The organism is Binatus sp. (SeqCode), from assembly GCF_036522015.1.
Classification (GTDB): Bacteria; Desulfobacterota; Binatia; order Binatales; family Binataceae; genus Binatus.
On the sequence record NZ_DATDGQ010000261.1, the window covers coordinates 1 to 9,581 of the forward strand.

Sequence of the window (9,581 nt, forward strand, 5' to 3'; positions counted from 1 at the left end):
GGAGACGTGGCTGCGCGCCTACCGCGCCTATCCGACGCTTCAATCGGAAGACGGACTGCGGCCGTGGATTTTCCGCATCGCCTCGAATCTGTGCCGCAACCGCGCGCGCGACCGGATGCGCCGCGGGCGTGTGATCTCGCAGGAGAGCATCAACGGCGAATCGCTCGAGCATCGCGCGCCGCATCATCTTAATGGCGGCCCCGAAGGCGCGCTTCATTTGAAGCGATCGATCGCGCGGCTGCCCGGCAAGCAGGGGCAGGCATTGATGATGCGCAAGTTCGCGGGGCTCGAATATGCGGAAATCGGTACGGCGCTGAACTGCTCGGCCGAGAGCGCGCGCGCGAGCGTGTCCCAGGCGCTTAAGAAACTCAGGCTCGAAGAGTGACTAGTATGAAAAGCAATCAAACCTCAACGCGAGTGAATCAGAATGCATCAATCGACGACCGGATGCTCGACGCAATGATCGGACAGACGCGCCCGCGCATCGAGCGTGCGATGAAGATCCTGCGCAGACCGCAGGCGCGGGTCGGCGTGATTCCGTCACCGCTGGGAAAACTGCTGGTCGCGGAGAGCGACCGCGGTCTCGCGGCGATCCACTTTCTTTTCATCAGTGGTGGCGAACGCACGCTCGAGCTGCTGCGCAAGAAGTTCGACCTGATCGAGAATGAAGCGAGTGCACGACGCATCGAGAAGGAAATCGATCGCGTGTTCGAGGGCGCTATCGACGCCGTCGACCGTCCGGTGGATTTGAGCCTGGTCGAGAGCGACTTCCAGCGCCGCGCATACACCTTGCTGCGAAAAGTTCCGGCGGGCGCGGTGATCACTTACCAGGGACTGGCCGCGACGGCGGGACATCCGGAGGCGCAGCGCGCGATCGGCACTACGATGGCGACGAACCCAATTCCGATCTTCGTACCGTGCCATCGCGTGATCAAATCCGACGGAACGATCGGAAACTACGGCGGCGGCGTCGATAACAAGATCAAGCTGCTGCGCGCGGAAGGATTCGAAGTCGGACGCGACCTGCGATTGCCCTCGCGCGCAGTGATGGGCCATCGACATACGAAAATATTCTGCCGCCCCGGCTGCTCGGCGGCGCGTCGCGGGGATCCAAACAACGCGCTGCTCTACGCGGATTCGGGACACGCCCGACATGAAGGACTTCGGGCGTGTAAGATTTGTAAACCCGAGTGAATCAGGTCACTGAAAAAACAAAAAGAGCGACGCCGGATGCGGCGCCGCTCTTTTTTTCGTCAGGTCGCGCGGTTCGGCTATTCAGTTTCCGACTGCGACTTCATCTGTTGAATCTGCTGGCGCTGATTCTCGATTTCCTGCTGTTGCGACTGTACCTGGGCCTGGGTCTGTGCGTTGGCGTCCTGCGTATTCTGCATCGAATTGCCGACTACGTATCCGGTACCACCGCCAAGAACACCGCCAATCGCGGCGCCAGCCAGCGGATGGCCCACGGCCGCTCCGATAAGTGCTCCGCCACCTGCGCCCAACGCCGTGCCGCCAAGCGTGCCTTCTTCACGAGTCGAGAGCGGCTGCCCCGAGCATCCTGCAACAACCAGCGATCCCGCCAGTGCCATACTCATGATGATTGCTGTTAAACCTTTGCGCATAAGAACCTCCATCTTCCAATCACTATACGTCAGCCGAGCTATTCGGTTTCCTGTTGTCCCTTCAATTGCTGGATCTGCTGACGCTGTTCTTCCAATTGTTGTTGTTGCGACTGCACCTGCGCCTGGGTCTGCGCATTGGCATTCTCGTTGTTCTGCATCGCGTTGCCGACCGCGAAGCCGCCCACTCCTCCTACCGCTGTACCGATAGCAGCGCCGGCCAGCGGTGCGCCGACCGCGGCGCCGATAATCGCGCCCGTGGCCGCGCCGATACCCGCACCGCCCAAGGTGCCCTTCTCACGTGTGGACATCGGGTCTCCCGAGCATCCGGCAACCAGGAAAAGTGCTGCGAGCGCGAGCACTCCGGTGACAATAGCATATTTGCGCGTGGCCATTTTTCGCCTGCTATTCGGTTTCGCTCGAGCTCTTCAATTGTTGAATCTGCTGCTGCTGGCTCTCGATCTGCCTTTGCTGCGACTGAATCTGCGACTGCGTTTGCGCCTGTGCGTTCTCGTTGTTCTGCATCTCGTTGCCTACTGCGTATCCGCCCAGCGCTCCGATACCGCCGCCGATCGCCGCGCCTGCCAACGGATTGCCGACTGCGGCGCCGATGATCGCGCCGGTTGCAGCGCCGACGCCGGTGCCGATAAACGTGCCTTTCTCACGGGTCGAGAGCGGTTGTCCCGAGCATCCCATGACCACCACGATCGCCACCGCCACGAGCAGACCTTTAATTATCGACACCGCATTTGTCCGCACGAGCATCCCTCCTGCACTGTGAGCAGTTTTCGTGCCCGCAAATCGGCCGGGAAATTTCCCAGCCAACAGCAGGCCGCGTTTACTTAGTTGCCGCCAGTTTTCTACCTTATCCGCAGGTGATCAACCATTTCGAACATTAAAAATAAAGATTGAACTTTTTACCGATTTCCTATTTTTAGACTCGCCACGATAAACGAACATTAATCTTTTACACTCACCGCGACGGTCACGGAAGTATCGCGAAAATTCTGGTCGGTCCGCCGGTGCCGTTGCCAATTTTCATCGGGATGCAAAATATTGTCGCGCCTTTGGCCGGCAGTTTATCCGCGTTGGCGACGTTTTCGAAGCCGGGTTTGTTCGCGCCGAGCCACAGCCGATGCACCGGAAAGTCCTTCGAGTTGCCCGGATCCATGCTCGCCGTGTCGATTGCGATTGCGACGACGTGGCGATTCTTCAGAATGAAATCCACCGCCTCGGCCGAGTAGCCTGGAAAGCGCAGGCCCGCAACGTCGCCCGGCTTGTCGGTGCCCATGTAGCGCTTCTTGTCGGGATAGTATTTGCCCCATCCCGAGCGCGCGACGACGATCGCGCCGTCGGGAATCGGGCCGTTGGCCGCCTCGTACGCCTTGATGTCCTCGACGGTGAGCATCGCGTCGCGATCCCTGGCGGCGCGCGCTGAAAAATCGATCACCGCGGCGGGTCCAATGCAATCGGCGAGCGGAACCTGGTCGAGCGTAATCCCGTCGCGATTAAAATGATGCGGCGCGTCGGTATGCGTTCCGCCATGCTCGGGAGCGGCGTAATCTCCGGCCGCATAGAAGTAGTGCCCGGGAGTGTCGCCGCTTTTGTCCAACCGATGGACGAATCCCTTTTCGTCGGGCCAATAGATCGTCGAGGCGTCGAAGGTGTAGGTGAGGTCGATAACTTTTGCGGTATCGATTTTCACAGCAGTATCCGCATCAGCAGCGAAGCCCGCCCGCGCCGCGCCGAGTGTCAGCAGGACAATCGCAATCGTCGCACTTTTCGCGATTCTGATCATCGCGGGGAGAATCATAAGTAAGACGCCGTCGCATTGGAATGTCTGAATTCTTCCCCTCCCCCTGCAAAAGGAGCGCATTGCACAACTTGGGTGGAAACATTCAGGCAGAACCAGAATCTTGAATCGTGCGCCAAAGAGCGCGCTGAATAAGGACCCTCACCTTCGATCCTCTCCCTTGCAGGGAGAGGGGAAGAGCGCGCTTGACTTTAATTCGATAATTCGATATAGATGAAAATATGAAAAAGGAGAAAGCGATCGCGGCGCTCGCCGCGCTAGCGCAGGAATCGAGACTCGATGTGTTCCGGATGCTGGTGCAGAGCGGCCCTGACGGATTGCCCGCCGGCGAGATCGGCGCAAAGCTCGGCGTTCCTTCACCGACGCTGTCGTTCCATCTGAACCACCTGAAACATGCGGGCCTGGTTTCGTGCCGCCGCGACAGCCGCTCGATTATTTACAGCGCCGACTACATGGCGATGAACAGATTGCTCTCCTACCTGACGGAAAACTGCTGCCGGGGAAACGCGGAACAGTGCGCGCCGGCGGCCTGCAAGCCCGCGGCGAAAACGAACGTCAACCAACGGCTCCGCAATGCGGAGACCGAAAAAAGAGCAAGGGTGAACGCATGAAACGGATGCATATCCATGTAGCGGTCAAGGAAATTCCCGAATCGGTGAAATTCTACTCGACCATGTTCGGCGTCGAGCCGTCGGTGGTGAAAAAAGATTACGCCAAATGGATGCTCGACGACCCGCGCGTGAACTTCGCCGTCTCGACCTTCGGGCAGGCGACCAAGGGCCTTGATCACCTGGGAATACAGGTCGAGAGTCCCGACGAATTGCGCGAGATTGCCGGCCGCCTTAAGGCCGCGGAGCAACCGCTGATCGAGCAGCGCGACGCGGCCTGCTGCTACGCGCGCTCGGACAAGGCGTGGACGACCGATCCGAATGGGCTCTCGTGGGAAACCTTTTTCACGATGGGCGAGACCACGGTTTACGGCGAAGACCTGCGTCCCATCAACGAAGCGAAGACAGTCGCGCCCGCGCCGGCCGTCGCGTGCTGCGCGAAAGCCGGTAGCTGAGAGGCGATGTCGATGGCCAATCGCGAATTCAACGTGCTGTTTCTATGCACCGGAAATTCCGCGCGCAGCATCATGGCGGAATGCGCGATGAACCGATGGGGCAAAGGGAAGTTCAAAGCATTCAGTGCCGGCAGCCATCCCGCGGGCGCGGTGCATCCGATGGCGCTTCAACTGCTCAACGAACTGAACTACGAAACGCGCCGGCTGCGGAGCAAGAGCTGGGACGAATTCGCGCGGGCGGACAGCCTGCCGCTGGATTTCGTATTCACCGTCTGCGACAACGTTGCGGGCGAGACGTGTCCGGTATGGCCGGGGCAGCCGATCACGGCGCATTGGGGCGCTGCCGATCCCGCGGCATTCGTCGGACCCGATGAAGCGAAGCGCCGCTTCTTCTTGAAGATCTATACCGAGCTTGAAAACCGGATAAAGATTTTCACCAGCCTTCCATTCGACTCGCTCGACCGGTTCGCACTGGAACGGCGAGTCAGGGAGATCGGAAGCATCAAGCTGCCCAACGACAAATGAGCACAGACCTTGCGCGCAGAGCGACTGCGGAGACGGTCGGCACCGCGATGCTGCTGGCGGCGGTCGTAGGCTCGGGAATCATGGGCGAGCGGCTCGCGGGCGGCAACGTCGCGATCGCACTGCTCGCGAACACTATGGCGACGGGCGCGGCGCTGGTCGCGTTGATCCTGACGTTCGGTCCGGTCTCGGGCGCGCATTTCAATCCTGCGGTCACGATCGCCGACGCGACGCTCGGCGGGATCGCATGGCGTGAGGTTCCTGTGTACGTCGTCGCGCAGATCGTTGGAGCGTTCGCGGGAGTCGGAGCGGCTGACCTGATGTTCGGGCTGCCGATCTATTTTGCCTCGCGGCACGAACGCAGCGGCCCGGCGCAGCTGTTCAGCGAATTCGTAGCGACCTTCGGCCTGCTCGCAGTAATCTGGGGATGCTCGCGCCGCCGCTCCGCCGCAGTCCCCTTCGCAGTAGGCGCATACATCACGGCGGCATACTGGTTCACCGCATCGACGTCATTCGCAAACCCCGCAGTCACGCTCGCGCGCGCCGCCAGTGACACCTTCGCCGGCGTCCGCCCCGCCGACGTCCCCGGCTTCATCGTTGCCCAGATGGCCGGCGCGATGGCAGCAACCTGGCTCTTCCACTGGCTAGTCCCCGCGATTTCGGAAGTAGCAAGCGACGTACTCATGCAGCATGGCGAATCGGAACGGAGCCGCGGGCAGGGCCGCCCGCGCCACTAAATCAACCGAAGTTCGTCCGGCCGATGATCGAGAAGAGTTCGCAGCTACCTTCCCCTAAGCTGCTCACTGCCGTCGAAGTATCGCGAGACTCGCGCCGGCTCCGATCAGGAACCCACCGCCGATCCGTTCAACCAGGTGGTGGAAACGAGGCGCAACCGTGCGACCGGCACGATGAGACAGGGCGGAGTATGCCGACAACACCGTAAACTCGATCGCGAACGAGCTGAAGGCAAGCACCGCCACTTGTGAGCCCAGACGGAATCGCGGGTCGATGAACTGCGGCAGGATCGCTGTGAAATAAATCAGGAGATTCGGCTTGGCTCCCTGCGTGACAAATCCCTGCCAGAAGGGGCGTCCTCCGGAAACGGGGTCAGGCGAGATGAGCTTCTCACCGGGTGGCTGGAATGATCGTATGATCATTCGAACGCCAAGCCAGATCAGGTATGCGGCTCCCAGCAACCTGATAACCAGAAACGCTTCCGAGGAAACATGATGAGCCGCAAATAATCCCGTCGCCGACAGCGCGAAGTAGATGCTATTCGCAGCGAGCACACCCGTCGTTGCCAGCACGCCCGCCGTCTGTCCGCGCGTCAGGCCCAGCGAAATGACGAGGAGCACAGATGGACCGGGGCTCAGGCAGAGAAAAAACTCAGTCATGCAGAAGAAAGCCCAAGTCTCCAATGTCATCCGGATGATCTCATCGAGTCCCTACAGCCTTTCGATCATTCGGAAAGGGTATTTGGACATTGCGGCTTAGTTCGGTTTGAGCCGCGGATCATCATCTGCGACGCATTCTGCTTTACACAGAACGCAGTGCAGTTCCGGATTTCGGCCGCGCCGCGGATTTGCTGCGTCGTTTTGAGTCTGCGCGGCCAGCGCATCCCGGCGCAGGCGGGCTTTCGCGGCCTCGCATCCCTCGTTGTGGGGAAATAGCCGCCGCTTTGTCCACTGGCTCAGTGGGACGCCCTGGTTCACCTCACCGGTGCCCGGTATTGTGGGCGGAACCATCAGGTACCAACCCACCAGCGCGAGCGCGGCAGCATGTCGGATATTCATCGACGTTGAAATATCAAACAGGCGCGCGCGCGACAAATAGTGGCGACTAACGACAACTGCGGTCGAGGGTCAGCGTCGCTGAGGACTTCTTCGCGATGCCCGTATTGTAGTCGTAGCTGAAGAGGACGTCGTAGATTCCATTTCCGAAGATTGGGCCGAGATACTGCAGGGTGCGGCCGCTGTTCAGGTCGATGTAATAAGGCGCGCGCTCGAAATTTCCGCCGCGCGCAGGATGTTCGGTAATCGTGACGCTGCCGGCAGTGGGGCGGCCCTGGTAGTCGATTACGGCAACTATCATCCCGTCGGTGTGATAGCGGTTCGTTGGACATCCTTCGACTCCGGTGACCTTCGATCCCGGTGGGTAGATTTTGGCTCCGGCCGGGAGCTTGGCCTGCGAGCCCATGCCGGTCACCGACGAGTTGACGAACGCGAACCCAGTCACAGTCCCGTCTGCGAAAGCCGTCAATGGACTCAGAGCAACGACAGAACATGCGGCGACGAAGACGACGATGAGTGTACGCATATGTGATCACCCGGCGCTCAGATCCTGCTGCGCGCTCCAACCCGGAAACCGTCGTTGTTGATGCGGCCATCGCGGACCGATTCGCAATCAGGAATTTTTGATGCTCTACCACTTGCCGGCAACCGGTGCGAGCGGTGCGCTGGAGAACCTAAATCCGGGGTTTCGAAGCAAGTTGGCAGTAATACAGGCGGATTCGTTCCTTCTGTAACACCACATCGGTAGCCCTCACCGCACTCAAGCAACTAAACAATGATCATGAAAAAGAAAATGGGAACTCTAACGACTGCGTTTGTTCTGATGTGCTCATTTGCTCTAGCGCCCAGCCTGGTCAGGGCCGATCAGGACGATTGGTATCAAGGACGCCAGGGCCAGTGGGTCCAAAACAAAAAGGCCTGGCAGTTCCGCGACCACGACGGGAACATATACCGGCAGCACAACAAAAGCTGGGGATGGTACAACGGACGTCAACACGGTGCGGAGGGCGAGGCGTACCACAATCGCGCGCCGGGCGACAATCAGACCTACAACCAGTACCAGAACACCCACTAAGGCGAGCATCCTGACTACCGTGCCGGCCTGATTCGCTGTTATTAGAATCAGGCTGGCCGTTCCTCTTCGCTTACCAGCCGATCACTTGCGCGGGCATTACGGGTGCGGCCTGTCCGCGGGGATCGGCGCCGCCTGAGAGCACCCCGGTTTTTGTGTTGAGCTGCACGCCGAGCACGTGACCTTCTGACCACGGCGGGCGCACTTCTATTTCGTGGCCGCGCGCGGCGAGCGCGTCGCGCACTTCGATTGAGACACGATCCTCGATGCGCACGACTCCCGGGCGCTTGTTGTGCGGGTAGAACGTCGAGGGGAAATGCGGCGTCGAGAACTTGGGCGCTTCGATTGCGGCCTGCAGGTCCATCCCGAAATCGACGACGTTCAGGAAAAATTGCAGCGTCCACTGATCCTGCTGATCGCCGCCGGGCGTGCCGAACGCCAGGTACGGCTCGCCCTTCATCATTGCGAGCGACGGCGACAGCGTGGTGCGCGGGCGCTTGCCGGGAGCGAGCGCGTTAGGATGGCGCTCGTCGAGATAGAAAGTTTGCATCCGCGTGCCGAGCGGAAAACCGAGCGTGTCGATCACGGGCGAGCTGGGAATCCATCCGCCGCTGGCGGTGACGGCGATCAGGTTGCCGTCGCGGTCGGCGGCCGTGACGTGAATCGTGCCCGCGCCCCAGGGGCGCGCGTCGGTTGCGCCAGCGTCGCGCAGTGCGCGCTTCGCAACCGGATCGCCGGGCCGCTGATCCATCGAGGCGTGCGCGGGATCGATCAGCTCGCGGCGAATGGCCGCGTAGCGATCGCTCAGCAATCCAGCGAGAGGAACGTCGATGAATTCGGGATCGCCGTAGTAAGCCTCGCGATCGGCGAACGATAGCTTGGCGGATTCGATGACGGCATGAATGTAGTCGGCGGAGTTGTGGCCCATCGTGGCGAGGTCGAAGCCCTCGAGCAATTTTAGCTGCTGCAAAAATACCGGGCCTTGCGACCATGGCCCGCACTTGAAGACCGTGACGCCGCGATAGTCGGCGCTCACCGGCGATTCAGTTCGCGTCGCAAAGCGCTCGAGGTCGGCGGCGCCGAGCAAGCCGCCGTTGGCGTCGGACCACGCGACGATGTCGCGTGAGATGTCGCCGCGGTAGAAGCGCTCGCGCGCGCTGTCAAGCCCAGCCTCGCGTCCTCGATTCTTCGCGGCCGATTCCGCGTCGAGCACGCGCTTGAAAAAATTCGCGAGCGCGGGATTCTTTAGCACGCTTCCCGCCAGCGGGACTTTGCCATCGGGCAGATAAACGCGCCCCGACGATGGCCACTTGGTGAGGAACCGTTTGGCGTTGCTGCGGAGCGACGCGCCCGCTCCCGCAGTGGCATCGTCGGCCAGGTCAGGATCGCCAGAGAGTCCCACATGCATCGGGAAGCCGTCGCCCGCAAGTTCGAGCGCCGGCTCGAGCACGTCGGCCAGCGACCTGGTGCCGAAGTCGCGGAGCGCCGTCACCAGTGCGTCGAAGGCCGCCGGGACGCCGGCAGCCAGCAGTCCAGCGCCGGGAATCAGCTCGAGGCCGAGCGAGCGAAAGTGGGCGATCGTCGCGCGCGCTGGCGCCATCATATTGCCGTTGATGGCAACTACCCGGCGGGCAGATGCCGAATAAATCAGCATCGGCGCCTCGCCACCGATGGTATGCATGTGCGGGTTGACGACGCCCTC

15 protein-coding genes are annotated in these 9,581 nt (G+C 60.9%); 7 read left to right on the forward strand and 8 right to left on the reverse strand.

The window, feature by feature from the left end; translation table 11 throughout:
* Positions 1-385: RNA polymerase sigma factor (locus VIW95_RS11280; protein WP_331586472.1), on the forward strand; the 385-nt coding region annotated here is incomplete at its 5' end.
* 5 nt (positions 386-390) lie between these two features.
* The gene (locus tag VIW95_RS11285; protein WP_331586474.1) at positions 391-1,194 is read left to right on the forward strand and encodes a methylated-DNA--[protein]-cysteine S-methyltransferase; all 804 of its coding nucleotides are present in this window, start codon (positions 391-393) and stop codon (positions 1,192-1,194) included.
* A 77-nt stretch (positions 1,195-1,271) separates the two neighbouring features.
* Here the strand turns inward: VIW95_RS11285 and VIW95_RS11290 are convergent, their stop codons facing one another.
* The 4 genes from VIW95_RS11290 to VIW95_RS11305 form a co-directional block, all read right to left on the reverse strand.
* Complete coding sequence (locus tag VIW95_RS11290) at positions 1,272-1,595, reverse strand: YMGG-like glycine zipper-containing protein (protein ID WP_331586476.1); 324 nt, start codon at positions 1,593-1,595, stop codon at positions 1,272-1,274.
* Between the two features lie 65 nt (positions 1,596-1,660).
* The gene (locus tag VIW95_RS11295) at positions 1,661-2,014 is read right to left on the reverse strand and encodes a glycine zipper domain-containing protein (protein WP_331586478.1); all 354 of its coding nucleotides are present in this window, start codon (positions 2,012-2,014) and stop codon (positions 1,661-1,663) included.
* A gap of 10 nt (positions 2,015-2,024) precedes the next feature.
* Entirely contained in the window at positions 2,025-2,363 is a 339-nt protein-coding gene (locus VIW95_RS11300; protein ID WP_331586480.1) for a glycine zipper domain-containing protein, read from the reverse strand.
* A gap of 241 nt (positions 2,364-2,604) precedes the next feature.
* The gene (locus tag VIW95_RS11305) at positions 2,605-3,432 is read right to left on the reverse strand and encodes a cyclase family protein (protein WP_331586482.1); all 828 of its coding nucleotides are present in this window, start codon (positions 3,430-3,432) and stop codon (positions 2,605-2,607) included.
* A 221-nt stretch (positions 3,433-3,653) separates the two neighbouring features.
* Here VIW95_RS11305 and VIW95_RS11310 point away from each other — a divergent pair, with 221 nt between their 5' ends.
* From VIW95_RS11310 to VIW95_RS11325, 4 genes are read left to right on the forward strand one after another with little or no spacing between them, the layout of a single operon-like run.
* Positions 3,654-4,043, forward strand: coding sequence for a metalloregulator ArsR/SmtB family transcription factor (locus VIW95_RS11310; protein ID WP_331586484.1), 390 nt, complete (start codon positions 3,654-3,656; stop codon positions 4,041-4,043).
* Positions 4,040-4,495, forward strand: a complete 456-nt coding sequence (locus VIW95_RS11315; RefSeq protein WP_331586487.1) for an ArsI/CadI family heavy metal resistance metalloenzyme — start codon at positions 4,040-4,042, stop codon at positions 4,493-4,495. The genes VIW95_RS11310 and VIW95_RS11315 overlap by 4 nt, the downstream gene beginning before the upstream one ends.
* Before the next feature lie 12 nt (positions 4,496-4,507).
* Positions 4,508-5,020, forward strand: coding sequence for an arsenate reductase ArsC (locus VIW95_RS11320; protein WP_331586489.1), 513 nt, complete (start codon positions 4,508-4,510; stop codon positions 5,018-5,020).
* A complete protein-coding gene (locus VIW95_RS11325) occupies positions 5,017-5,754 on the forward strand; it encodes an MIP/aquaporin family protein (RefSeq protein ID WP_331586491.1) in 738 nt (245 codons plus the stop codon). The genes VIW95_RS11320 and VIW95_RS11325 overlap by 4 nt, the downstream gene beginning before the upstream one ends.
* A gap of 63 nt (positions 5,755-5,817) precedes the next feature.
* Here VIW95_RS11325 and VIW95_RS11330 read toward each other — a convergent pair whose 3' ends face one another.
* The 3 genes from VIW95_RS11330 to VIW95_RS11340 form a co-directional block, all read right to left on the reverse strand.
* A complete protein-coding gene (locus VIW95_RS11330) occupies positions 5,818-6,441 on the reverse strand; it encodes a LysE family translocator (protein WP_331586493.1) in 624 nt (207 codons plus the stop codon).
* Positions 6,442-6,507: 66 nt separating this feature from the next.
* Positions 6,508-6,846, reverse strand: a complete 339-nt coding sequence (locus VIW95_RS11335; RefSeq protein ID WP_331586495.1) for a hypothetical protein — start codon at positions 6,844-6,846, stop codon at positions 6,508-6,510.
* Positions 6,847-6,856: 10 nt separating this feature from the next.
* Entirely contained in the window at positions 6,857-7,276 is a 420-nt protein-coding gene (locus VIW95_RS11340) for a hypothetical protein (protein ID WP_331586498.1), read from the reverse strand.
* Positions 7,277-7,588: 312 nt separating this feature from the next.
* On the opposite strand from VIW95_RS11340, the gene VIW95_RS11345 reads away from it, so the two are divergent.
* The gene (locus VIW95_RS11345; protein ID WP_331586500.1) at positions 7,589-7,882 is read left to right on the forward strand and encodes a hypothetical protein; all 294 of its coding nucleotides are present in this window, start codon (positions 7,589-7,591) and stop codon (positions 7,880-7,882) included.
* Between the two features lie 70 nt (positions 7,883-7,952).
* Here VIW95_RS11345 and VIW95_RS11350 read toward each other — a convergent pair.
* A partial coding sequence (locus tag VIW95_RS11350; RefSeq protein ID WP_331586502.1) for a gamma-glutamyltransferase family protein occupies positions 7,953-9,581 on the reverse strand: 1,629 nt, incomplete at its 5' end.

Excerpts from the sequence above, each read along its gene's own strand:
- VIW95_RS11320 (WP_331586489.1), top strand. The coding sequence starts at position 4,508 with ATGGCCAATCGCGAATTCAACGTGCTGTTTCTATGCACCGGAAATTCC.
- VIW95_RS11290 (WP_331586476.1), bottom strand. The coding sequence starts at position 1,595 with ATGAGTATGGCACTGGCGGGATCGCTGGTTGTTGCAGGATGCTCGGGG.
- VIW95_RS11295 (WP_331586478.1), bottom strand. The coding sequence starts at position 2,014 with ATGGCCACGCGCAAATATGCTATTGTCACCGGAGTGCTCGCGCTCGCA.
- VIW95_RS11310 (WP_331586484.1), top strand. The coding sequence starts at position 3,654 with ATGAAAAAGGAGAAAGCGATCGCGGCGCTCGCCGCGCTAGCGCAGGAA.
- VIW95_RS11345 (WP_331586500.1), top strand. The coding sequence starts at position 7,589 with ATGAAAAAGAAAATGGGAACTCTAACGACTGCGTTTGTTCTGATGTGC.
- VIW95_RS11330 (WP_331586493.1), bottom strand. The coding sequence starts at position 6,441 with ATGACATTGGAGACTTGGGCTTTCTTCTGCATGACTGAGTTTTTTCTC.
- VIW95_RS11285 (WP_331586474.1), top strand. The coding sequence starts at position 391 with ATGAAAAGCAATCAAACCTCAACGCGAGTGAATCAGAATGCATCAATC.
- VIW95_RS11305 (WP_331586482.1), bottom strand. The coding sequence starts at position 3,432 with ATGATTCTCCCCGCGATGATCAGAATCGCGAAAAGTGCGACGATTGCG.
- VIW95_RS11315 (WP_331586487.1), top strand. The coding sequence starts at position 4,040 with ATGAAACGGATGCATATCCATGTAGCGGTCAAGGAAATTCCCGAATCG.
- VIW95_RS11325 (WP_331586491.1), top strand. The coding sequence starts at position 5,017 with ATGAGCACAGACCTTGCGCGCAGAGCGACTGCGGAGACGGTCGGCACC.